Annotated in this window: 24 protein-coding genes; 11 read left to right on the forward strand and 13 right to left on the reverse strand. The window is 73.2% G+C overall.

Annotation, left to right across the window (positions count from 1 at the left end; all coding sequences use genetic code 11):
• Nucleotides 1-14 precede the first annotated feature (14 nt).
• Both GRQ65_RS21615 and GRQ65_RS21620 read left to right on the forward strand, forming a co-directional pair.
• Complete coding sequence (locus GRQ65_RS21615) at nt 15-1,103, forward strand: aminotransferase class V-fold PLP-dependent enzyme (protein WP_160880095.1); 1,089 nt, start codon at nt 15-17, stop codon at nt 1,101-1,103.
• On the forward strand, nt 1,100-1,336 hold the full coding sequence (locus tag GRQ65_RS21620; RefSeq protein WP_160880096.1) for a sulfurtransferase TusA family protein: 237 nt from the start codon (nt 1,100-1,102) through the stop codon (nt 1,334-1,336). The genes GRQ65_RS21615 and GRQ65_RS21620 overlap by 4 nt, the downstream gene beginning before the upstream one ends.
• A 195-nt stretch (nt 1,337-1,531) precedes the next feature.
• Here the strand turns inward: GRQ65_RS21620 and GRQ65_RS21625 are convergent, their stop codons facing one another.
• Nucleotides 1,532-2,473 (reverse strand): carbohydrate kinase family protein, encoded by a 942-nt coding sequence (locus GRQ65_RS21625; RefSeq protein WP_160880124.1) that lies wholly within the window; start codon nt 2,471-2,473, stop codon nt 1,532-1,534.
• 162 nt (nt 2,474-2,635) lie between these two features.
• Here GRQ65_RS21625 and GRQ65_RS21630 point away from each other — a divergent pair, with 162 nt between their 5' ends.
• Nucleotides 2,636-2,851, forward strand: coding sequence for a hypothetical protein (locus tag GRQ65_RS21630; RefSeq protein ID WP_160880097.1), 216 nt, complete (start codon nt 2,636-2,638; stop codon nt 2,849-2,851).
• A 200-nt stretch (nt 2,852-3,051) separates the two neighbouring features.
• On the opposite strand, the gene erpA is transcribed toward GRQ65_RS21630, so the two are convergent.
• A complete protein-coding gene (erpA, locus tag GRQ65_RS21635) occupies nt 3,052-3,420 on the reverse strand; it encodes an iron-sulfur cluster insertion protein ErpA (RefSeq protein WP_160880098.1) in 369 nt (122 codons plus the stop codon).
• A 114-nt stretch (nt 3,421-3,534) separates the two neighbouring features.
• On the reverse strand, nt 3,535-4,629 hold the full coding sequence (locus GRQ65_RS21640; RefSeq protein WP_160880099.1) for a glycerate kinase family protein: 1,095 nt from the start codon (nt 4,627-4,629) through the stop codon (nt 3,535-3,537).
• A 79-nt stretch (nt 4,630-4,708) separates the two neighbouring features.
• Between GRQ65_RS21640 and GRQ65_RS21645 the strand changes: the two genes are divergently transcribed.
• Both GRQ65_RS21645 and nadA read left to right on the forward strand, forming a co-directional pair.
• Nucleotides 4,709-5,596: a GNAT family N-acetyltransferase gene (locus GRQ65_RS21645; protein WP_337191943.1), complete on the forward strand. Its 888-nt coding sequence runs from the start codon at nt 4,709-4,711 to the stop codon at nt 5,594-5,596.
• Between the two features lie 25 nt (nt 5,597-5,621).
• The gene (gene nadA, locus GRQ65_RS21650) at nt 5,622-6,800 is read left to right on the forward strand and encodes a quinolinate synthase NadA (RefSeq protein ID WP_160880101.1); all 1,179 of its coding nucleotides are present in this window, start codon (nt 5,622-5,624) and stop codon (nt 6,798-6,800) included.
• Nucleotides 6,801-6,971: 171 nt separating this feature from the next.
• Here nadA and GRQ65_RS21655 read toward each other — a convergent pair whose 3' ends face one another.
• Nucleotides 6,972-7,949: an NAD-dependent epimerase/dehydratase family protein gene (locus GRQ65_RS21655; RefSeq protein WP_160880102.1), complete on the reverse strand. Its 978-nt coding sequence runs from the start codon at nt 7,947-7,949 to the stop codon at nt 6,972-6,974.
• Nucleotides 7,950-7,973: 24 nt separating this feature from the next.
• Here GRQ65_RS21655 and GRQ65_RS21660 point away from each other — a divergent pair, with 24 nt between their 5' ends.
• A complete protein-coding gene (locus GRQ65_RS21660; RefSeq protein WP_160880103.1) occupies nt 7,974-9,278 on the forward strand; it encodes an alpha/beta fold hydrolase in 1,305 nt (434 codons plus the stop codon).
• A gap of 34 nt (nt 9,279-9,312) precedes the next feature.
• Here the strand turns inward: GRQ65_RS21660 and GRQ65_RS21665 are convergent, their stop codons facing one another.
• The 6 genes from GRQ65_RS21665 to GRQ65_RS21690 form a co-directional block, all read right to left on the reverse strand.
• On the reverse strand, nt 9,313-9,978 hold the full coding sequence (locus tag GRQ65_RS21665) for an isochorismatase family protein (protein WP_160880104.1): 666 nt from the start codon (nt 9,976-9,978) through the stop codon (nt 9,313-9,315).
• Nucleotides 9,979-10,204: 226 nt separating this feature from the next.
• On the reverse strand, nt 10,205-11,416 hold the full coding sequence (locus tag GRQ65_RS21670; protein ID WP_160880105.1) for an ATP-binding protein: 1,212 nt from the start codon (nt 11,414-11,416) through the stop codon (nt 10,205-10,207).
• A 96-nt stretch (nt 11,417-11,512) separates the two neighbouring features.
• Complete coding sequence (pspAB, locus tag GRQ65_RS21675; RefSeq protein ID WP_160880106.1) at nt 11,513-12,085, reverse strand: PspA-associated protein PspAB; 573 nt, start codon at nt 12,083-12,085, stop codon at nt 11,513-11,515.
• 8 nt (nt 12,086-12,093) lie between these two features.
• Entirely contained in the window at nt 12,094-13,011 is a 918-nt protein-coding gene (gene htpX, locus GRQ65_RS21680) for a zinc metalloprotease HtpX (RefSeq protein WP_160880107.1), read from the reverse strand.
• 124 nt (nt 13,012-13,135) lie between these two features.
• Complete coding sequence (pspAA, locus tag GRQ65_RS21685; RefSeq protein ID WP_160880108.1) at nt 13,136-13,414, reverse strand: PspA-associated protein PspAA; 279 nt, start codon at nt 13,412-13,414, stop codon at nt 13,136-13,138.
• On the reverse strand, nt 13,411-14,220 hold the full coding sequence (locus GRQ65_RS21690; RefSeq protein ID WP_160880109.1) for a PspA/IM30 family protein: 810 nt from the start codon (nt 14,218-14,220) through the stop codon (nt 13,411-13,413). The genes pspAA and GRQ65_RS21690 overlap by 4 nt, the downstream gene beginning before the upstream one ends.
• 196 nt (nt 14,221-14,416) lie before the next feature.
• On the opposite strand from GRQ65_RS21690, the gene GRQ65_RS21695 reads away from it, so the two are divergent.
• Together GRQ65_RS21695 and GRQ65_RS21700 are read left to right on the forward strand one after the other, a co-directional pair.
• Nucleotides 14,417-14,998, forward strand: a complete 582-nt coding sequence (locus GRQ65_RS21695) for a DUF3043 domain-containing protein (protein WP_160880110.1) — start codon at nt 14,417-14,419, stop codon at nt 14,996-14,998.
• Between the two features lie 7 nt (nt 14,999-15,005).
• Nucleotides 15,006-15,833: a hypothetical protein gene (locus GRQ65_RS21700; protein WP_160880111.1), complete on the forward strand. Its 828-nt coding sequence runs from the start codon at nt 15,006-15,008 to the stop codon at nt 15,831-15,833.
• 198 nt (nt 15,834-16,031) lie between these two features.
• Here the strand turns inward: GRQ65_RS21700 and GRQ65_RS21705 are convergent, their stop codons facing one another.
• Entirely contained in the window at nt 16,032-17,033 is a 1,002-nt protein-coding gene (locus GRQ65_RS21705) for an aldo/keto reductase family protein (RefSeq protein WP_160880112.1), read from the reverse strand.
• A 56-nt stretch (nt 17,034-17,089) separates the two neighbouring features.
• On the opposite strand from GRQ65_RS21705, the gene GRQ65_RS21710 reads away from it, so the two are divergent.
• From GRQ65_RS21710 to GRQ65_RS24250, 3 genes are read left to right on the forward strand one after another with little or no spacing between them, the layout of a single operon-like run.
• Nucleotides 17,090-17,638: a GNAT family N-acetyltransferase gene (locus GRQ65_RS21710; protein ID WP_160880113.1), complete on the forward strand. Its 549-nt coding sequence runs from the start codon at nt 17,090-17,092 to the stop codon at nt 17,636-17,638.
• A complete protein-coding gene (locus GRQ65_RS23640) occupies nt 17,635-18,342 on the forward strand; it encodes an AzlC family ABC transporter permease (protein ID WP_160880114.1) in 708 nt (235 codons plus the stop codon). The genes GRQ65_RS21710 and GRQ65_RS23640 overlap by 4 nt, the downstream gene beginning before the upstream one ends.
• Entirely contained in the window at nt 18,339-18,644 is a 306-nt protein-coding gene (locus tag GRQ65_RS24250; RefSeq protein ID WP_160880115.1) for an AzlD domain-containing protein, read from the forward strand. The genes GRQ65_RS23640 and GRQ65_RS24250 overlap by 4 nt, the downstream gene beginning before the upstream one ends.
• 260 nt (nt 18,645-18,904) lie before the next feature.
• Here the strand turns inward: GRQ65_RS24250 and GRQ65_RS21725 are convergent, their stop codons facing one another.
• Nucleotides 18,905-20,599: a M4 family metallopeptidase gene (locus GRQ65_RS21725; RefSeq protein ID WP_160880116.1), complete on the reverse strand. Its 1,695-nt coding sequence runs from the start codon at nt 20,597-20,599 to the stop codon at nt 18,905-18,907.
• A 157-nt stretch (nt 20,600-20,756) separates the two neighbouring features.
• Nucleotides 20,757-21,512 carry a 4-hydroxy-tetrahydrodipicolinate reductase gene (gene dapB, locus GRQ65_RS21730; protein ID WP_160880117.1) on the reverse strand — a complete coding sequence of 252 codons (756 nt, stop codon included), beginning with the start codon at nt 21,510-21,512 and terminating at the stop codon, nt 20,757-20,759.
• Nucleotides 21,513-21,525: the final 13 nt, after the last annotated feature.

Here is a 21,525-nt window from a genome sequence, read left to right on the forward strand (position 1 = left end):
GATAGGTTCGGGACGTGTACCTGGACACCGCGTCGTCGGAGCCGCTGCACCCCGCGGCGCGCGAGGTGCTGCTGGCCTCACTCGAGCACGGGTACGCCGATCCGAGGCGTCTGCACGGCCCCGCGCGCACGGCCCGGCTGCTGCTCGACAACGCCCGCGAAGCGACGGCCGAGGCGCTGGGCGTGCGTCGCGACGAGGTGTCGTTCACCTCGTCCGGCACCGACGCCGTGCACCGCGGCCTGCTGGGCCTGACGCGCCCGGGGCAGGTGGTGGCGCACAGCGCGGTGGAGCACTCCGCGGTCCTGCACGCCCTCGCCTGGCGCCCCGACCTCACCGCGCGCTCCGCGCCGGTCGACCGCCTCGGCCGGGTCGAGGTGGGGGCGCTCGCCGGGGCCGACGTCGTCGCGCTGCAGGCGGCCAACCACGAGGTCGGCACGGTGCAGCCGGTCGCGGCGGCGGCCGAGCTCGGCGCGCCGGTCTTCGTCGACGCGTGCGCGGCCATGGGGCGGCTGCCGCTGCCCGAGGGCTGGACCACGGCCGCCGGCTCGGCCCACAAGTGGGGAGGCCCCGCCGGGGTCGGCGTGCTCCTGGTCCGCGCCGGGGCGGGCCGGGCGCGCTGGCGCTCGCCGTTCCCGGCCGACGACCGCGTCGACGAGCGCGTCGGCGGGTTCGAGAACGTCGCCGGCGCACTGGCCGCGGCCGCCGCCCTCCAGGCCGTCGTCGCCGAGCGCGACGAGACGACGGCTCGCCAGCGTGCGCTCGTCGACCTGGTGCGCGAGCGGGTCGCCCGCATCCCTGACACCGAGGTCGTGGGCGATGCCGACGACCGGCTCCCCCACCTCGTGACGTTCTCGTTCCTCTACGTCGACGGCGAGGCGATCGTCGACGCGCTCAACCGGCGCGGCTTCGAGGTCGCGAGCGGCTCGGCGTGCACCGCCTCGACCCTGGAGCCGAGCCACGTGCTCGCCGCGATGGGTGCCCTGACCCACGGCAACGTGCGGCTCTCGCTCACCCGCGACGCCGACGAGGCGCAGGTGAGGGCCCTGTGCGAGGTGCTGCCCGAGGTCGTGGCCGAGCTGCGGGCCGAGGTGGGCGGACTGTGACCGGCGCCGAGCTGGAGCTCGACTGCCGGGCCATGCTCTGCCCGCGGCCGATCATCGAGCTGGCCCGGCACGTCGGTGACGTGGCGGTCGGCGCGGTCGTCGCCGTGGTGGCCACCGACGCCGCCGCGCGCCACGACGTGCCGGCGTGGTGCCGGATGCGGGGGCACACCTACCTCGGCGAGGACCTCGCCGAGGACGGCGCGCCGCGCTACCTGGTGCGGCGCGACGCCTAGGGAAGTGCTGATCAATGGGGGTGGATGTCAGCGTCGTCCCGGTGCGTGCACGAGTGGTGCCGCCGAGGGAGCCGTGCCGGAGGCACGGCGACCGAGGAGAAGCCGCTCGGGTGCGTGCTGGGGCGGCGCTGACGCCGCCCCTTGCCATTGACCAGCGCTTCCCTAGCCCCCGGCACGCCCGGGGACCGACCGGTCTCAGACGAGGTCGCGCAGGTGCGGACGCACCGCGTCGGCCGACTCCACGCCGTACGACGCCTCGAGGCGGCCGAGGAAGTGCGCGGCGGTGAAGGAGTAGTCCTGCGGGCCGACGGTCTCGACGACGTAGGCCGCGAGCACGCACCCGACCTCGGCGGCGTGGTCGAGCGACAGGCCCCAGGCCAGCGCGGCGAGGAAGCCCGCGCGGAAGGCGTCGCCGACCCCGGTCGGCTCGAGCGCCGCGACGTCGGCGGCCGCCGAGCGCACGATTGTCTCCTCGCCTTGGCGCAGCACGCGCACGCCGTCGGCGCCGAGCGTGGTGACCTGGATGCCGACCCGGTCGAGGATCTCCTCCCCCGACCAGCCGGTCTTCTGCTCGATCATGGCCGACTCGTACTCGTTGCTGAAGAGGAACGCCGCCCCGTCGACCAGGCTGCGGATCAGCTCGCCGTCGCCGAAGGCCAGCTGCTGGCTCGGGTCGGCGATGAACGGGTAGCCGCGCTGACGGCACTCGTCGGTGTGGCGGCGCATGCCGTCGGGGTCGTCGGCGCCGATGAGGACGTAGGACGGCGTGCCGACGCGGCTCACGATCGGCGCGAGCTCGACCAGGCGGGCCTCGCTCATGGCGCCGGGGTAGAACGACGCGAACTGCGCGCCGGTGGTGTCGGTGGTGCAGACGAAGCGCGCGGTGTGGCGCGAGTCGGAGATGCGCACGTGGTCGCAGTCGACGCCGTGGCGCTCGAGCCAGGAGCGGTAGTCGGCGAAGTCCTCGCCGGCCGCGCCCACCAGGACGGGGCGCAGGCCGAGGCGGCCCAGGCCGAAGCACATGTTGGCCGCGACGCCGCCGCGGCGGATCTCGAGGTCGTCGACGAGGAACGAGACCGACAGCTTGTGCAGCTGCTCGACGACCAGGGAGTCCTCGAAGCGGCCACCGAAGCTCATCAGGTGGTCGGTGGCGATGGAGCCGGCGATCAGCAGCGGTCCGGGGGCAGCGGTCTCTGACGCGGTGGTCGCGGTGTCTGGCACGTGGCGCAACGATAGGCGCGCGAAGCTACTCACGCGTAGTCGTGGGACTACCCGACGGTAGTCACTAGCGTCGATCTCGTGACCGCCTACCACGACCTCGACACCCCGCAGACGATGCAGGACGACGCCCAGGCGGCGGCGCTGCTCGTCGGTCGCAGCCTGGCCGGCTCGCTGCCCCGCGAAGGCCGCGCCGACCTGTACTCGGCGTACGCCCAGGACCTGCCCAAGCAGCGGATCGAGGTCTCCGAGGCCGCTCAGCGGCTGGCCTCGGCGCTGGGTCTCAGCCTCGACTGAGGACTCCACGACGCGCGAAGGCCCCCGCCCTGTCGGGCGGGGGCCTTCGTCGTGGTGCTGGGTGTGGTGCCGGGCGCCGGTCGGGTGACGACCGCATCGCACCCGGTCTCGACACGCTGGTGCCGAGCTCGTTCCTCGCTCAGCCGGCTCGCTCGACCACCATGATCCGATCTCGCGCTCGTACCTCGCGCGAGATCGGATCAGTGGAAGCTGTCGCCGCAGGCGCAGGAGCCGGTGGCGTTGGGGTTGTCGATGGTGAAGCCCTGCTTCTCGATGGTGTCGACGAAGTCGATCATGGCGCCGTTGAGGTAGGGCACGCTCATCCGGTCGACGACCACGGAGACGCCGTCGAAGTCGGTGACCACGTCACCGTCGAGGGTGCGCTCGTCGAAGAAGAGCTGGTAGCGCAGGCCCGAGCAGCCACCCGGCTGCACGGAGATGCGCAGGGCGAGATCGGTGCGACCCTCCTGCTCGAGGAGGCTCTTGACCTTGGCGGAGGCCACGTCGCTGAGGTTGATGCTGTCGGCGCGGCGCTCGGTCTCGACCTGGGTCTCAAGCTGCTCGGTCATGTCGTGTGTCTCCCGAAGCTGTAGGTGCGGTGTCGTGGTGTCGACAGTGCAACTGTCTCACAGTCGTGGTTGTTCCGCGGGGCCGCGACCAGCCCCCGACCTCGACCGCGCGCCTCACCGGCTCCAGGTGCGGGCGGTGCGGGTCGCGAGGTCCGCGAGCGCCCCGGCGGGGTCGGCGAAGGCCCGCTCCTCCCCCACCAGGTCGACGACGGCGTACGCCGACTCGATGCCGAGCGCGCGCATCTCGCGCGACCCGACGAGCACCTGACCGGCCAGCAGGACGCACGGACGCACGGCGGCCTCGGCGATCCCGGCGACCCCGTGCGGCACCTTGCCCGCCCGGCTCGAGAAGTCGAACGCGCCCTCGCCCGTGACGACCAGGTCGGCGGCGCGGGCCCGCTCGGCGAGCCCCACGGCCTCGGCGACCAGCCCGATCCCGGGCTCGCGGGTGGCGCCCAGCGCCATCAGGGCGAAGCCCAGGCCGCCGGCGGCGCCGGCGCCCGGCTCGAGGGACAGGCGTCGGTCGACGGCGGTGGCGTACGCCTCCAGCAGTGCGTCGAGCGGGGCGATGCGGTCCTCGCTGACGCCCTTCTGCGGCCCGAACGTCTTCAGCGCGCCGAAGAGCCCGGTCAGCGGGTTGTCGACGTCGGAGGCGGCGACCAGGCGCGCCCCGCCGACGCGCTCGCGGGCCGCGGACACGTCCACCTCGGTGACCCCGTCGAGTCGGGCGACGCCGCCGTCGAGCGGCGCGTCGGCCACGGCCCCGAGCGCCGCGAGCAGCCCGGCCCCGCCGTCGCTCGTGCCGCTGCCGCCCAGGCCCACGACGACCGTGCTCGCCCCGGCGTCCACGGCGGTCGCGACGAGCTCGCCCACGCCGTACGACGACGCGGTCTCGGGTCGCTCACCGCCGGTGAGGTGGAGACCGCAGGCCTGGGCGCTCTCGACGTACGCCGTCGCGCCGTCGGGACCCGCCAGCAGCACCGTGGCCGGGGTGGGCTCCCCGTGCGGCCCGCGCACGGTCACCGCGACCAGCTCGCCGCCGAGGGCCTCGTGCAGGACCGCCACGAATCCGGGCCCGCCGTCCGACATGGGCGCGAGGTCGAGCTCGTCGCCCGGCGCCTGTTGGCGCCAGCCCGCGGCGATCGCCTCGGCCGCCTCGACCGCGCTGAGCGTGCCGGCGAACTTGTCCGGAGCCACCAGAACCCGCATGGGCCCATCCTGGCCGACGGCGCGGCGCCCTCGCTGTCCGCCCGCACGAGACCTCGCGCGCCGCCCCTACCGTGGCGGGGTGAGCGCCTGGACCATCCGGCCGATGCGGCTCGACGACGCGGTGGCGGCGGAGCGGCTGAGCGACGAGAGCTTCCACGAGCTCGACCTGCGGACGACGCCGTCGTCGCTGCCCGCCCCGCGGCGTCGCGAGGACGCGTGGCGGGAGGCGTGGGTGCGGCGCACCGAGCACCTCGTGCGCACCGACCCGGGCGGCTGCTGGGTGGCCGAGGACGACGACGGCATGGTCGGGTTCGCGACGTCGTACCGGCGCGAGCTGATGTGGTGCCTGGTGACGTACGCCGTCGCGCCGGGCCGGCAGGCGGCCGGCGTCGGGCGTCCCCTGCTGGAGGCCGCCCTCGGCCACAGCGTCGGGTGCCTGCGCGGCATGATCGCGAGCTCGGTGGACCCGCGGGCGGCGCGGCGCTACCACCAGGCGGGGTTCACGCTGCACCCGCAGATGGTGCTGAGCGGTCTTGTCGACCGCTCCGCTGTGCCGCACGACGCGTGGGACAAGGTGCGTGAGGGGACGCCCGGCGACCGCGACCTGCTCGACTCGCTCGACCGGCGCACCCGCGGCGCGGCGCACGGCGACCTGCACGACGTGCTCGCGGCGTCGTACCGCCTGCTGGTCTCGGACACGACGACCGGTTCGGGCTACGCCTACGTCGCCCCGACGGGCTCACCGGTCCTCGTGGCCGCGAGCAACCGGCGCACCGCGGCGCGCCTGACCTGGGCGGCGCTGGCCGACGCGCCGGGCGAGGTCGAGCTCGCGCACGTCACCGGCGCGAACGACTGGGCGGTCGACGTGGGGATGGCGGCGCGGCTCGAGCTGCGCCAGAGCGGCTACCTCGCGTTGCGCGGGATGAAACCGCCCGTCCCCTACGTTCACAGCGGTGCCCTGCTCTGACGCGCTCTTTCCTAGGATGGCCGCCATGACCGCTGCGCCCCCCACCGTCGACCTGCCGCTGCTGCCCCTCGGCCGAGGCGTCGACCTCCGCTCGGAGCGCGGCGTGGAGTGCCCCGGCGATCTCCCGTCGGCCTCCGACCCCGACCTCGTCGCCCGCGCGCTCGCCGCCAAGGAGGCGCTCGGCGACCGGGTGTTCGTGCTCGGCCACCACTACCAGCGCGACGAGGTGATCCGGTTCGCCGACGTCACCGGTGACTCGTTCAAGCTCGCCCGCGAGGCCGCGGCCCGCCCCGAGGCGGAGTACATCGTCTTCTGCGGCGTGCACTTCATGGCCGAGTCGGCCGACATCCTCACCTCCCCCGCGCAGAAGGTCGTGCTCCCCGACCTCGCCGCCGGCTGCTCGATGGCCGACATGGCGCGGCTGCCGCAGGTCGAGGACGCCTGGGCCGCCCTCGAGGCCGCCGGCATCGCGCAGGACGTCGTACCCGTGACGTACATGAACTCCTCCGCCGACATCAAGGCCTTCTGCGGCCGCAACGGCGGCGCGGTCTGCACCTCGTCGAACGCCGAGGTCGCGCTCGAGTGGGCCTTCCAGCAGGGCCAGAAGGTGCTGTTCCTGCCCGACCAGCACCTCGGTCGCAACACCGCCGTGCTGAAGATGGGTCTCTCGCTCGACGACTGCGTCGTCTGGGACCCCCACCGCCCCGGCGGCGGGCTCACCGAGCAGCAGCTGCGCGACGCCACGATGATCCTGTGGAAGGGCCACTGCTCGGTCCACGGCCGCTTCTCCCCCGACACCGTCGACGACCTGCGCGCGACCATCCCGGGCGTGCAGGTCCTGGTGCACCCCGAGTGCCGCCACGAGGTCGTGCTCAAGGCCGACCTGGTCGGCTCGACGGAGTTCATCATCAACACCATCGAGGCCGCCCCGGCCGGCTCCGCCTGGGCCGTCGGCACCGAGCTCAACCTGGTCAAGCGCCTCGCCGCCGAGCACCCCGACAAGCGGATCGTCTTCCTCGACAAGACCGTCTGCTACTGCTCGACGATGAACCGCATCGACCTGCCCCACTTCGTCTGGGCGATGGAGAACCTCGTCGAGGGTGTCGTCGTCAACCAGATCGAGGTCGACCCCGAGACCGAGAAGTGGGCCAAGGTCGCCCTCGACCGGATGCTCGCCCTGCCCGGCAAGACATCCAAGGACTGAGGTCCTCGGCCAGAGCGGTCAAGCCGGCGCCGAGCGGCGGTGCCCCAGCAACCTCGCGCAACGCCAGAACGGCTGCCCAGGAACCCCCAGGCCCGGCCACCGCGGCGGTGCCCCAGCAACCTCGCGCAACGCCAGAACGGTTGCCCAGGCACCGCTCCCTCGGAGGGCGGCTCAAACCACCAGCGGACGGCTGACCTCGAGACGACCGTGCTCGAGGAGCCAGCGCAGCGACTCGAGGACGGCCTCCTCCGGCTCGTAGCGGGGCGCGTAGCCCAGCACCGCCCGGGCCTTCTCGATGCTCATGCACTGGCTGCGGTCGAGGTGGCCGAAGCTCGCGTCGGCGTACGCCGCGGTGGTGGTCTCGCGGAACGCGTCCCACGAGACCGGCTCGAGCCGGACCTCGCGGCCGAACCAGCCCGCGGCGATCTCGGCGTAGCCCCGCACGGTGAGCGCGGTCGGGGCGACGGCGTGGAACTCGTGCCCCGACGCCGCCTCCGGTTGCGCGATCGCGAGCTCGAAGAGCTGGGCGACGTCGTCGGCGTGCACGTGGTGCATCAGCTCGGCTCCGCTGCCGGGCACGGGCAGGGGCTCGCCGGCGGCGATGCGCTGCCAGACGCCGGGGTCGAGGTTGCCGAGCGGGTTGATCGGCTCCCAGCCGGGACCGACGATGTGGCCCGGGTGCACCGAGACCGTGGACAGCCCGCCACCCGCCGTCTCGGCCATGAGCAGCTCGGCGATCTCCGCCTTGGCGATGCCGTACTCGTCGGGCGGCGGGCTCCCGGCGCCCTCCACGATCGGCAGCCGCAGGCTGCGGCCCCAGCGCCAGATCGAACCGCAGTGCAGCAGCTGGTCGACCCGGCCGCGCAGCGCCTCGACGAGGGCGCGGGCCGAGTCGGCGGTGAAGCAGACGAGGTCGACGACCACGTCCGGCTCGAGGGCCAGCACCGCGGCCCCGAACGTGCCGGCGGCGTCCTCGGCCTCGCGGTCGACGGTCACCCGTTGCACGTCGGCCCAGGCCGGGTCGTCGACGTACGCCGCCCGCTGGCCGCGGCTCACGCTCACCACCTCGTGCCCGGCCCGCACCAGCCGGGGCACCAGGAAGGTGCCGATGTGCCCGCTGCCGCCGATGACCACCACGCGCCTGCTCACGTCCTCAACCTAGAGACTGGGCCCATGGCCGCCCCTGTCACCACGCGCATCCCCGGCTTCACGCTCACCGACCACCGCGTCGACGTACCCCTCGACCACGCCGATCCGGACGGACCGACCATCGAGGTGTTCGCCCGCGAGGTGGTCGCCGCGGGGCGCGAGCGCGAGCAGCTGCCGTGGCTGCTCTTCCTCCAGGGCGGACCGGGGGGCATGTCGCCACGACCCGGCGCGGGCCCGGGCGACGGCTGGCTGGCGCACGCGACCCGCACCCACCGGGTGCTCCTGCTCGACCAGCGCGGCACGGGACGCAGCACGCCGCTCAGCCGCCGCACGATCGGCGGACCCGGGCTGGTGAGCGACGCCGAGCTGGCGGCGTACGTCCGGCTGATGCGGGCCGACAGCATCGTGCGCGACGCAGAGGTGCTGCGCGCGCAGGTGGCCGGCGGGTCCCGGTGGGAGACGCTCGGACAGAGCTACGGCGGCTGGATCACGATGAGCTACCTGTCGCTCGCGCCCGAGGCGCTCGACGCCTGCTACGTCACCGGTGGACTGCCCGGCCTGAGCGCTCGGGCCGACGACGTCTACGCCCGCACCTATCCCCGGGTCGCGGCCAAGAACGCCGCCCACCACGCCCGCTTCCCCGGCGACGCCGTGCTGCTGCGGCGGATCGCCGACCACCTCGACGCGGTCGACGTCCGGCTGCCCGACGGTGACCGCCTCACCACCCGTCGCCTGCGGATGCTCGGCCAGCTGCTGGGCATGGGCGACGGCTCGCTGCGCTTGCACTGGCTGCTCGAGCGGGCGTGGGAGACCCAGGGCGGCGCAGACGGCCTCTCCGACGCCTTCCTGCACGGCGTCGCCGTCGAGACCGCCCACGTCGAGGGGCCGCTCTTCCTCCTCCAGGAGTACCTCTACGGTCAGCCCGGCTCCGGACCGACCGCCTGGGCCGCCGAGCGCGCGATGGCCGAGCACCCCGAGTTCGCCCTCGACCGCGATCCGCTGCTGCTGACCGGCGAGATGGCCTACCGCTGGATGTTCACCGACATCGCGGCCCTGCGCCCGTTCCTGGGTGCGGCCGACCTGCTGGCGGCGTACGACGACTGGGGGCCGCTCTACGACCTCGACCGGCTCGCGGCCAACGAGGTGCCGGTGCTGGCCGCGGTCTACCACGACGACATGTACGTCGACGCCGGGCTCTCGCTCGACACCGCCTCGCGCGTGGGGTCGGTGCGCACCTGGGTCACCAACGAGTTCGAGCACGACGGCCTGCGCGTCGGCGCCCCCGCCGTCCTCGGGCGCCTCATGGACATGCGGGCCGGGCGGGTCTGAGGCCAGGGCGCCGTCGCCCTCGGGCAGCGGCCGGTCAGTCGCCGAGCAGCCGGTGGACGTCCGCGCTGGAGCGCACGTCGCCGAAGGCGCGGTAGATGGTGCGCAGGGCGGCGTTGTGCGCCTCGTCGCCGGGTGCCGCACAGGCGTCGGCCGCTACCACGACCTGGTAGCCCAGGCGGGCCGCGTCTCTGACCGTCCCGGTGACGCAGACATCTGTGACCGTGCCGGTGACCACCAGGGACTCGACGTCGCGCGCTGCCAGCTGCTCGTGCAGGTCGCAGTCCTCGAGGTCGAAGGCGCTGGGCCCGCTCTTGTCCGCGAAGAGGTCGCCGTCCTCGACCTCGAGACCGGGCCAGAGCCTGTCGCGGACCGGCTCGTCGCCGACCGTCGCGGCGAAGCGCCCGGCGATCTCGGCCCCGAAGAACGAGACCTGCCAGGCGGTCGGCTCCGTGCGACGGGGGCTGACCCAGGCGACGGACCCACCCTGTCGGCGTACGACGGCCGCCAGTGCGTTGACGGGCTCGACGATCCCGTGGACGTAGGGGTTGTCGGCGAAGAAGAACGGCACGAGGTCGACGACGACGAGCGCGGTGCGCCGGGCGTCGAGGGTGTCGTAGGCGTGGGGGCGCCCGCGCCTCGCCTGCTGACGCGCGAGCTCGCGCTCGTCGATGCGCCAGGCGTGCCGCCGGGCCTCGTCCACCGCCACCTCCTGCGGGGATCCTAGGCAGGGTTGCTGCGCGTGCACGAAGAGACGGGTCGGCACCCTCCGGCGTGCACGACGAGACGGGTCGGCACCCTCCGGCGTGCACGAAGAGACGGGTCGGCATCCCCACAGCTGCACTCTGCGACGGGTCGGCGTCCCCACAGCTGCACTCTGCGACGGGTCGGCGTCCCCACAGCTGCACTCTGCGACGGGTCGGCGTGGCTCAGTCGGGGAGCTCGAACCAGACGCGGGTGCCGTCCGTGACGGTGGGATCGATGCCGATCCGTCCGCCGTGGGCGCCGATGATCCGCCGGCAGGTGGCCAGGCCGATGCCGCTGCCCTCGACCGAGGCCTCGGCCTCGTCGAGACGGGTCAGGGGCTCGAAGATCCGCGCGCGGTCGGAGGGGGCGATGCCGCGACCGTTGTCGGTGACCTCGATGCGCCAGGCGCGCTGGACGTGGCGGGCGGAGACCGAGACGACCGGGGCGCGGTCGGGTCGGGCGTACTTCACGGCGTTGGCGAGGAGGTTCTGCAGGACCGCACGGAGCTGGGAGCGGTCGCCGTTGACGGTCGGCAGGCGTCCGAGGTGGAGGTCGACCCCGTCGAGGTAGGGGCCGAGGTCGTCGAGCACCTCCCCCATGACGAAGTCGAGGTCGACGTCGGTCGCGCGCAGCGTCCCGCCGAGGCGGGCGTAGTCGAGGACGTCGTCGATGAGCAGCGACATCCGCTGCGAGCCGGCGATGGCACGGTCGATCAGGTGCAGGGTGTCGACGCCGAGCTCGCCGCTGCGCAGCTGCTCGCGCGCCAGCGTCAACGACAGGGACAGGGTGGTGAGCGGCGTCTTGAGGTCGTGGCTCACCTGACCGGCGAAGCCGTCGAGACGCTCGTTGGAACGCTCGAGGTCGGCCTGCAGGGCCTGCTGCTCGAGCAGGCTGAGCGCGAGCTCGCGACTGCGCAGCCGCAGCTCGTAGACGTCGACGACGCGGGCGGCGAGGGTGCCGAGGGCGCGGAGCACGCCGGGGTCGACCTCGCGGGGCTGCTCGTCGAAGACGCAGAGCGTGCCGAAGACGACGCCGTCGGCGTTCTCCAGGGGCACCGACGCCCAGTACCGCACGGCGCCGCGCTCGCCGGTCACGGCCAGCTTGTCCCACAGCCGCGGGTCGAGCCGGGCGTCGGGGACGGCGATCGGACGACGCTCCTCGAGCACCACCGAGCACATCGCGTCCTCACGACGGCACGCCGTCTCGGTGAAGCCGTAGGTCGCGACCTGGTGCTGACGGTCGGCGGTGAAGACGTTGACGGCGGCGTGCGGGGTGCCGGCCAGCTGCGCGGCCAGCTCCACGACGTCGTCGAGCTCGCGGACCGGACGGGTGACGGCGGCGTACGCCGCCACGGCGGTCGCCCGGCGCTGGTCGACCGTGTCCACGACGCTCACCTCCTCAGGATAGGGGTGGGGGTATCCGCGCGGAGTCGGAACACGCAGCCGTCACCGGATCGTCACCCGTCACGACGGCCGCGGGTCGGGCGCGGCTCAGAGGCCGGGTGCGCCCCACAGGGCCATCCACCCGGACAGCTCCGGCTCGATGGGCAGCTCGTCGCGCAGGGCGTCGCGGACCTGCAGCTCGAGGAGGTTGTCGCGGCTCGACGGCCCGGTCGGGGCGAAGGGGTAGAACGTGCCCTGCTTGTAGAGGTAGACGAGCCCCACCCGGCGTCCGCCGGGCTGGGTGAACGGCACGAGGGAGCAGAGCAGCCCGGGACCGAAACCCTCCGCCTCCAGCGTGGTGTTGACGGCGTGCAGGTCGGTGCACAGACCGTCGGTCTCCTCCGGCGGACGGTGGACCTGCAACCAGGTGAAGCCGAAGCCGTCGGTGCTCGTCTCGACGGTGGGCGCGTCGGGTGTGCTCCGCAGCAGCTCTTCCACTCCCGCCTGCGTCTGCGCGAACCCCGCCCCGGTCGCGGAGCGGTAGCAGACCGAGCCGTCCCCGGTCGGGGTCAGGCCCGCCGCGGTCTGGAGGGTGATCGACGCGCTCGGCACGAGGAAGAGCGAGTCGAGGTTGGCCTGCTTCGGCTTCGAGCGACCGGTGATCGCGTCCCAGAACCCCATCGCCGACCTCAGCCGGTCGGCCGCGAGAGCTCGGCCTGGATGCGGGCCAGCTGCTCGAGGCGCTGCTCGAGGGACGGGTGGGTCGAGGTGAGGGTCTTGAGCGACTGGCCGCTGATCGCCGGGGCGATGCACAGCGCGCTGGCGGCGCTGACCTGGCGCAGGTCACGCTGCGGGATCTGGTTGATGCCACCGGTGATCTTCTGCAGGGCGGAGGCCAGAGCGTCGGGGCGCATCGTGAGGTAGGCGCCGGCCCGGTCGGCCGCCATCTCGCGGTAGCGCGAGAGCAGGCGCAGCAGCACGAAGCTCACGGCGTAGACCATCAGGCTCACGACCAGGACGACGAGCCACACCGGCAGGCCGTTGTTGTTGTCGCGGCGGTTGCCGCCGAACATCGCGCCGTACTGTGAGCCCTGGGTCAGCGCTCCGGCCGCGATGCCCGCGCTCGAGGCGACCGTCATGACGAGCACGTCGCGGTGCGCGACGTGCGACAGCTCGTGGGCGAGGACCCCCTCGAGCTCCTCGGCGGTGAGCATGCCGAGGATGCCGGTCGTCACGCAGACGACCGCGCGCTCCGGCGAGCGGCCCGTCGCGAAGGCGTTGGGGACCGGGGTGTCGGCGATGCCGACGCGGGGCTTCGGCATGTCGGCGAGGGCGCAGAGGCGGTCGATCATACCGTGCAGCTCGGGAGCCTCCTGGGGGCTGACCTCGCGGGCCCGCATGGCGCGCATCGCGACCTTGTCGCTGTTGGCCCACTGGTAGACCGCGAAGCCGATGCCGCCGACCGCGACGAGCAGTCCGATCCCCGGGCTCTTGAAGGCCAGGCCGACACCGGCGACCAGCACGACCAGGAGTGCTCCCAGCAGGAAGATCACCGTGGTCATGCGGATGGTCAGACCGGAGTCACCGACGAACCGTGAGCGTGCCATGGCCCCATTCTCCGGGGTCCTCCCAAGAGGATCCTGTGAGCCGACTGTGATGCCCCCGCCGGCATCCGCCGAGCGGGGGCGCCGTGTGTCAGCCCGGGTGTCAGCCCGCGAGTAGACCCGGGCGTCAGCCGGGGATGAGGCCGTCGTCGCTGAGCATCGCGCGGACCTCGTCGATGCTCGCATCGCCCGGCGGGAGGATCAGGTCGGACTCGTCGAGGCTGTCGGCGGGGTGGGCGACGCCCACGCTGCGCACGCCCTCGAGGAGCTCGTGCAGCGCCGAGGAGAACGCCGTCTCGTCGCCCTGCTCGACGGCGGTCTCGAGGGCGCCGTCGAGCTCGTTGAGCCGGTCGAGCGCGTCGTCGGCGACGTCGTACTGGCCTTCGCCGAGGATGCGGATGATCATGCCTGGCCGTCCTTGCGCTCCGGGGTGACCGCCTGCTGCTCACCCTGCCCGCTGTCGGCGAGGATGTCGCCGGAGGCGGGAGCCTCGATGGCGTCGGGCTGCGGGGACGAGGACAGGCCCTTCATGCGGGCCAGCTCGGCCTCGACGTCGGCCTGGGAGCTCATGGCCTCGAGCTCGCGGGAGATGTCGTCGCCGCGGTTGATCGCGCTGGCGTCGTCGAGGGCGCCCGAGGCGATCAGCTCGTCGATCGCGCCGGCCCGCGCCTGCATGTTGGCGGTCTTGTCCTCGGCACGCTGGATGGCCATGCCGACGTCGCCCATCTCCTCGCCGATGCCGGACATCGCCTCGTTGATGCGGGTCTGCGCCTCGGCGGCCGTGTAGGTCGCCTTGATCGTCTCCTTGCGGGTGCGGAAGGACTCGACCTTGGCCTGCAGGCGCTGCTGGGCGAGCGTGAGCTTCTCCTCCTCGCCCTGCAGCTGCGCGTGCTGGGTCTTGAGGTCCTCGATCTGGCCGCCCAGCGCCGACTTGCGGGTCAGCGCCTCACGGGCGAGGTCCTCGCGGTTCATCTGGATCGACTTCTCGGCCTGGCCCTGCAGCTTGTCGGCCTGCTGCTGCAGCTGCGCGATCTGCAGCTCGATCCGCTTGCGGCTGGTCGCGACGTCGGCGACGCCGCGGCGCACCTTGGAGAGCAGGTCGAGCTGACGCTGGTAGCTGTAGTCGAGCGTCTCGCGGGGGTCCTCGGCACGGTCCAGGGCCGTGTTGGCCTTGGACCGGAAGATCAGGCTCATCCGCTTCATCAGACTCATCTGGGGCAGGTCCCTCTCAGCTCGTCAGTCGGGGGTGCGCGGTCGAGTGCTCGATCGACTGCCCGGTCGGCACAGCGCGGTGACCTCACACTACGGCGCTGACCTGACAGTACGGCGCTGCGGCAACCCGCCGGTAGGCTCTGCCCGTCCCCGCGTCGCGCCGCGCGTACGCCGAACGATCCCGGATAGGCCCACCTTGTTCCGTCGCACCAAGCAGGAGACCGCCCCGGTCGACCAGCCCCTCAAGGAGGGCGGCAAGGGCCGCCCGACGCCGAGCCGCAAGGAGGCCGAGGCGGCGGCCAAGGCCCGCAACAAGCCGCCGCGCACCCGCAAGGAGATGACGGCGGCGCAGCGCGCCCGGGCCAACGAGGACCGCAACCGCGCTCGCCAGGGCATGCGCAACGGCGAGGAGCGCTACCTCCTGCCGCGCGACCGCGGCCCGCAGCGCCGCTTCATCCGTGACTTCGTCGACGCACGGTTCAGCTTCATCGAGCTGATCATCCCGCTGCTCGTCATCACGATGATCCTGGGCTACTCCGGCCAGCCGAGCCTCGCCCGCTTCGGCAACGCGCTGCTCTTCGGCTCGATCCTGCTGGTCGCCTTCGACATGGTGATGCTCCGCCTGCGGCTGCGTCGCCAGCTCGCGGCCCGCTTCCCCGACGAGCCGGTCAAGGGCACGACCTACTACGCCGTGACCCGCGCGATGCAGATGAAGTTCATGCGCCTGCCCAAGGCGCAGGTCAAGATCGGCCAGGAGCTCCCCGAGACCTACCGGTGACGCACCGGTGAGCACCTCGGCCGTCGCCGGGCTCGTCGCCGGCCTGGTCTCGGCCGCCGTCTTCGGGGTCGCCGCGGTCGTCCAGGCGGCCGCGGTGCGCGACTTCGACACCCAGCAGCCCGGGCTGGCCGGGTTCGTGAGGCGCTCGGTCCGCGACGCCCGCACGATGCTGGTGGTCGCGGCGTACCTGCTCGGCTTCGTGCTGCACGCCGTCGCGATCTGGCTGCTGCCGCTCTACCTCGCCCAGGCGCTCGTGGCGATGTCGCTGCCCGTCACCGCGCTCGCCTCGCGCCGCGTCGAGTCGGCGCTGTCGCGGCGCGGCTGGACCGCCGTCGCCCTCGTGACGGGCGGTCTGGTGCTGCTCTCGCTCGGGGCCGGCGAGCCGGGCACCATCGACGTGGACGGACGCTTCGCCGCGGCGGTGTGGGGCGGGGTGCTCGTCCTCGGCGTCGCCACCGTGACGGCGCGCCGGCTGAGCGGACCGGTGCTGGGGCTCGTGGCCGGGCTGGGGTACGCCGGCTCGGCGATCGCCACCCGCGGCATCGCCCTGCCCGTGGACGTCGTCGTGGTCGTCGTCGCGCTCGCCGTGCCGTCGCTGAGCGTGCTCGCGTTCTACCTCTACTCGCTCGGCATGGAGCGCGCCGCCGTCCCCGCCACCTCGGCCAGCCTCGTCGTCGCCCAGACGTTCGTGCCGTCGGCGGTCGGAGTCGCCTTCCTCGGCGACGGGGTCCGTGACGGCTGGTGGCCGGCGGTCGTCGCCGGGCTGCTGCTGGCGATGCTCGGCGCCTCCGTGCTCGGGGCCGAGGTGCGGACGGACGGTCCGGCGCCGGAGTGATCGTCCCCCGACGGTGGTGGAGGAGGTCGTGCAGCGACCGTCTCGAAACCACTTCGATCAGGAGAGTGGTTTCGAGACAGGACTTCGTCCTTCCTCAACCACCGGGACGGCAAGGACTCCGTCCTTCCTCCACCACCGGCGACCCACCTGCCCGGTGGTCGAGGAGGTCGTGCAACGACCGTCTCGAAACCACCTGCCTCAGAAGTCGCGGGTCTTCGGCGACTGGGTCTTGGCGGGGTCGCGCTCGACGACGTCGCCGAGGGCCTCGTCGATCGCGGCCATCACGTCGGCCTCGAGGGTGACGCCGGCGGCGGCGACGTTCTGGGTGACCTGCTCGGGGCGGCTCGCGCCGATGATCGCCGCGGAGACGTTGGGGTTCTGCAGGGTCCACGCGACCGCGAGGGCGGCCATGCTGAGGCCGGCCTGGTCGGCGATCGGCTGGAGGCGCTGGACGCCCTCGAGGACGTCGTCGCGCAGCCAGCGGCTGATCGCGCCGGACCCTCCCTTGTCGTCGGCGGCGCGCGAGCCGGCGGGCAGGTCCTCGCCGGGGCGGTACTTGCCGGTCAGGACGCCCTGCAGGATCGGCGACCAGACGATCTGGCCGATGCCGAGCTCCTCGCACGCGGGCACGACCTCGGCCTCGATGACGCGCCACAGCATGTTGTACTGCGGCTGGTTGGAGACCAGCGGGATGCGCAGCTCGCGGGCCAGCGCGTGGGCGGCGCGGATCTCCTCCGCGCGCCACTCCGAGACCCCGATGTAGAGCGCCTTGCCGGCGCGCACGACGTCGGCGAAGGCCTCCATCGTCTCCTCGAGCGGCGTCTCGTGGTCGTAGCGGTGGGCCTGGTAGAGGTCGACGTGGTCGGTCTGCAGCCGGCGCAGCGAGGCGTCGATCGACTCGTGGATGTGCTTGCGGGACAGGCCGTGGTCGTTGTGACCCTTGCCGGTGGGCCAGTAGACCTTGGTGAAGATCTCCAGGCCCTCGCGCCGCTCGCCGGCCAGCGCCTTGCCGAGCACCGTCTCGGCCCGGGTGCCGGCGTACACGTCGGCGGTGTCGAACGTCGTGATGCCCTCCTCGAGCGCCTGGCGCACGCACGCGAGCGCGGCGTCCTCCTCGACCTGCGAGCCGTGGGTGAGCCAGTTGCCGTAGGCGATGGCCGAGATCTTCAGGCCGCTGCGGCCGAGGTTGCGCGTCTCCATGCGATCCAACGTAGGTCGGCCCCGGTGAGGCCCCGCGGGGCTGCGACGATGGGCCCGTGACCAGTGCTGACGTGTCCGTGCGGATCGCCTGGGCCGACGACGCCGAGGCGATCGCGACCGTCCAGCTGCGGGCGTGGCCGAGCCTGTACGGCGACCTCGTGCCCGCCGAGGCGTTCCCGTCGGGCCCAGAGGCCGTGGCCGGGGCGGCGGAGGCCTGGCGCGCGTCGTTCGCGAAGCCCGGCGACGCCCGCAACCGCGTGCTGGTGGCGCTCGAGCGCAACCGGGTGGTGGGCTTCGCCATCACCGGTCCGGCCGGCGACCCCGACTGCGACCCCGTCGCCGACGGCGAGCTGCGCGAGCTCATCGTCGACCCCGACGAGCGCGGACGCGGGCACGGCTCCCGGCTCCTGCAGGCCGCCGCCGACACCCTGGTCGCCGACCGGTTCACCCGGGGGGTGACCTGGGTGGGCGCGAGCGACGACAGGCTGCGGGGGTTCCTCACCGCCGCAGGCTGGGGTGCGGACTCCGCCCACCGCGAGCTCGAGCTCGACGAGGCCGGCGAGGTGCGGCTCAAGCAGGTGCGCCTCCACACGCAGCTGTCGTGAGCGAGCCCCTCGGTCCGCCGGTCGAGGACCGGCGGGCGATCGTCCGCGACGCCCTCGGCGTCGGCGCCGCGACGGGTCTGTACGGCGTGTCGTTCGGCGCGGTCTCCGTCGCGGCCGGTCTCTCGGTCGCGCAGACCTGTGCGCTGTCCCTGGTGATGTTCACCGGCGCCTCGCAGTTCGCGCTGGTCGGGGTGCTCGCGGGCGGCGGCTCCGCCCTGGCGGCGAGCGCCGCCGCGCTGCTGCTCGGCACCCGCAACACGCTGTACGGCCTGCGCGTGGCCACGCTGCTCCAGATGGGTGGTGCCCGGCGCGCCGGTGCGGCCCAGCTGCTGATCGACGAGTCGACCGCGATGACGGTGGCCCGTTCGACGCGCGCCGGCGCGCGCACGGCGTACCTGTGGACCGGCGGCTCGGTCTTCGTGCTCTGGAACCTGTTCACCCTGCTCGGGGCGCTCGGCGGCACCGCCATCGGCGACCCGCGCACCTACGGCCTCGACGCGGCCGTCGGCGGCGCGTTCCTCGCCCTGCTGTGGCCGCGGCTGGCCGGCCCCCGGGCCCGCGTGATCGCCGTGCTGGCCGCGGCGGTCGCGATCGGCGCCGTGCCGCTGACCCCGGCCGGTGTGCCGGTGCTGGCGGCGGGCGGGGTCGCCCTGCTCGCCGGGCTCCTGACACCCGGCCGCCGACCCGAGAGGAGGCCGACGTGATCTGGGCGGCGGTGCTCGGTGCCGGGGTCGGCTGCTACCTGCTCAAGCTGGCCGGTCTCTCGGTCCCGCCCCAGGTGCTCGAGCAGCCGCTCGTGAGCCGGGTCGCCGACCTGATCCCGGTCGCGCTCCTCGCGGCGCTGGTCGCCGTCCAGGTGCTCGCCGACGGCTCGCGGCTCGTGCTCGACGAGAGAGCCGCCGGCCTCGGCGCCGCCGTCGTGCTGCTCGTCCTGCGGGCGCCGTTCCTCGTCGTCGTCGCCGGCGCCGCGCTCACCGCCGCGCTGCTGCGGCTGGTCGGTGGTTGAGGAAGTCGCGCTAGCGACTGTCTCGAAACCACTCACCGGCGAGAGTGGTTTCGAGACAGAACTTCGTCCTTCCTCAACCACCGGGAACGTCCTTCCTCAACCACCGGGAACGCGCGAGAAGGGGTCCGCACCGAAGCCACATCAGCCGGTGCGGACCCCCTGGGTCCCTCGCTCGCCGTTTCCGTCCGACTCGCGAGGGACCACCGCGGGGTGCCGGGCAACCCCCGCTGTCCGGGACCCCGCGGTCGGTCGGGTGGAGCTCAGTTCACGCTGACCGCGCTCCACGCCGCCGCGACGGTGGACTGCTGGGTCGAGCCCGCGCCGTACAGGTCGCGTGCCGCGTCGAGCGTGGCGGTGCGGGCCTGGGCGTACGTCGTGCCGGAGGTCATGTAGACCGTCAGCGCGCGGAACCAGATGCGCTGCGCGGCGTCGCGACCGATGCCGGTCACGGTGGAGCCGTTGCAGGTGGTGGAGCTGTGGGCGATGCCGTTGATGGTCTTGGCACCCGAGCCCTCGGCGAGCAGGTAGAAGAAGTGGTTGCCCACGCCCGAGGAGTAGTGGACGTCGAGGTCCTTGGTGCCCGTGCTCCAGCAGTTCGGCGACTTGCCGTCGGAGACGGGGTTGTCCATGCGGCGGAAGCCCTTGGCGTTCTTGAGGTCGAACTCCTCGCCGATGAGGTAGTCACCGGGGTCGGCGCTGTTGGCGGCGTAGAACTCCACCATCGTGCCGAAGATGTCGGAGGTGGCCTCGTTGAGGCCGCCGGACTCACCGGAGTAGGTCAGACCGGCGGTGTTCTCCGTGACGCCGTGCGACATCTCGTGACCCGCGACGTCGAGCGAGACGAGCGGGCCGTAGTTGGTGCCGTCACCGTCGCCGTAGGTCATCTTGGTGCCGTCCCAGAAGGCGTTGGCGTAGTTCTTGCCGTAGTGCACGCGGTTGAACGAGCCCTTGCCGTTGCCGAAGATGCCGGCCCGGGCGTGGACCTGGTTGTAGTAGTCCCAGGTCTCGTTGGTGCCGTACTGCGCGTCGACGGCGGCCGAGGCACGGTTGGCGTTGGTGCCGTTGCCGAAGGTCGTGGTCGAGCTGGTCACGAGCGTGCCGTTGGAGCAGCCGATGCCGAAGAGCGAGCAGCCGGTCGAGTCCTGCTTGCCGGCCATGTCGGTGGTGTAGGTGCCACCGCGCGTCGCGTCCTTGAGCTGGTAGGTCGTGCCGGACTGGGTCACCTGCAGCGGGACGGTGCCGCTGTAGAGCGACTGGCCGGAGCCGTCGACGGTCTGGATGCCCTCCTCGCGGCGCAGCACCTCACCGGTCTTGGCGTCGACGTACGACGTCATGCGGCTCGGCGTGCCGTCGGTGCGCTTGCCGGCGGTCTCGACGGCCCACGCGAGACGGGTGCCCTGGCCGAGGGTGTCGACGACGAGCTGGGGAGCCTGCTGGCGGGCACGCAGCCCGTCGATCTCGCGGGTCTCCTTCGACGGCGCGAGCGCCTCGGCGATCGCCTCGGCCTCGGTGACCCCGGGCGTGGTGCGCAGGCGCAGCGGCTTGCCGAGGGTCTGGCTCACCCCGGCCCAGGCGCCGCCGGCGCTCTGGTGGACCACGAGGTCGCCGCCGACGACCCGCAGGCCGCGGTAGGTGCGCTGCATGCGCACGTGGCTCGCGCCCGAGCTGTCGAGCACCGCGTCGGTGGCGCGGAAGGCCTGGCCGCGGCTGAGGCGCACCTGGGGGCCGTGCTGGCGCAGCGAGGTCACCGCACCCTGGACCACGCGGACGGCGCGGGCGGGGTCGACCTCGTCACTGCTGATGCGGGTGGTGGCGGCAGTGGTGGTGCTGCTGGCGGCGGTGCCGGTGCTGGTGGTCGCGCTGGCGGTGCCGGCGACGGCGGCGACCGAGAGCGTGCCGGCGGCGACGATGCTCGCGGCCGCCGCGCTCCACACCTGGCGGTGGGTCCGTGACATGGGCGTTCTCTTCTCTTCACTCATCTGGTCCCGAGTCGGACGAGATGGCTGCACCCTGCCGCCGCAGGGCCGCGGTTGAGAACACACGTGTGCTCGCAGGTTCCTGCGTTGCAGGAACTTGCAGAAGTGGGACCGGTCCCGGTGCCGGTCTCCGCGGTCAGTCCAGGTCGAGGACGTGCTCGAGCCCGACCGTCAGGCCGGGGTGGTCGGCGATCCAGCGCAGCCCCGCGAGCACCCCGGGGGTGAAGGAGGCCCGGTCCATCGAGTCGTGGCGGATCGTCAGGGTCTCCCCCACCCCACCGAGCAGCACCTCCTGGTGGGCGACGAGCCCCCGCGCCCGCACGCTGTGGACGTGCACGCCGGCGACGTCGGCACCGCGCGCGCCGTCGAGACCGGTGCTGGTCGCGTCGGGCACCGGCCCCAGCCCCGCCTCGCGCCGGGCGGCGGCGACGAGCTCCGCCGTGCGCCGGGCGGTGCCGGACGGCGCGTCGGCCTTGGTGGGGTGGTGCAGCTCGACGATCTCGACCGACTCGTAGAACGGCGCGGCCGCGGCGGCGAACCGCATCATCAGCACGGCGCCGATGGAGAAGTTGGGGGCGATGAGCACGCCCGCGCCGGGGTCGTCACCGAGCCAGCCGCGCAGGGTGGCCAGGCGCTCGTCGTCGAAGCCGGTGGTCCCGACCACCGCGTGGATGCCGTGCTCGGCGCAGAAACGAAGGGAGTCCATGACCGCATCGGGGTGGGTGAAGTCGACCACCGCCTCGGCTCCGGCGCTCACGAGCTCCTCGAGCGCGTCGCCCGCGTCGAGGCTCGCGACGAGCTCGAGGTCATCGGCCTCCTCGACCGCCCGGACGACCTCGGCGCCCACCTTGCCCCGGGCTCCCAGCACGCCGACACGTCGTACCGCAGTCACGTGGCGAACCTAC

This window comes from Nocardioides flavescens, from assembly GCF_009823805.1.
GTDB lineage: Bacteria > Actinomycetota > Actinomycetes > Propionibacteriales > Nocardioidaceae > Nocardioides > Nocardioides flavescens.

Coding starts and splice junctions, on each gene's coding strand:
- GRQ65_RS21625 (WP_160880124.1), bottom strand. CDS start 2,473: ATGAGCTTCGGTGGCCGCTTCGAGGACTCCCTGGTCGTCGAGCAGCTG.
- erpA (WP_160880098.1), bottom strand. CDS start 3,420: ATGACCGAGCAGCTTGAGACCCAGGTCGAGACCGAGCGCCGCGCCGAC.
- GRQ65_RS21640 (WP_160880099.1), bottom strand. CDS start 4,629: ATGCGGGTTCTGGTGGCTCCGGACAAGTTCGCCGGCACGCTCAGCGCG.
- nadA (WP_160880101.1), top strand. CDS start 5,622: ATGACCGCTGCGCCCCCCACCGTCGACCTGCCGCTGCTGCCCCTCGGC.
- GRQ65_RS21660 (WP_160880103.1), top strand. CDS start 7,974: ATGGCCGCCCCTGTCACCACGCGCATCCCCGGCTTCACGCTCACCGAC.
- pspAB (WP_160880106.1), bottom strand. CDS start 12,085: ATGGGGTTCTGGGACGCGATCACCGGTCGCTCGAAGCCGAAGCAGGCC.
- htpX (WP_160880107.1), bottom strand. CDS start 13,011: ATGGCACGCTCACGGTTCGTCGGTGACTCCGGTCTGACCATCCGCATG.
- pspAA (WP_160880108.1), bottom strand. CDS start 13,414: ATGATCATCCGCATCCTCGGCGAAGGCCAGTACGACGTCGCCGACGAC.
- GRQ65_RS21690 (WP_160880109.1), bottom strand. CDS start 14,220: ATGAGTCTGATGAAGCGGATGAGCCTGATCTTCCGGTCCAAGGCCAAC.
- GRQ65_RS21705 (WP_160880112.1), bottom strand. CDS start 17,033: ATGGAGACGCGCAACCTCGGCCGCAGCGGCCTGAAGATCTCGGCCATC.
- GRQ65_RS21725 (WP_160880116.1), bottom strand. CDS start 20,599: ATGTCACGGACCCACCGCCAGGTGTGGAGCGCGGCGGCCGCGAGCATC.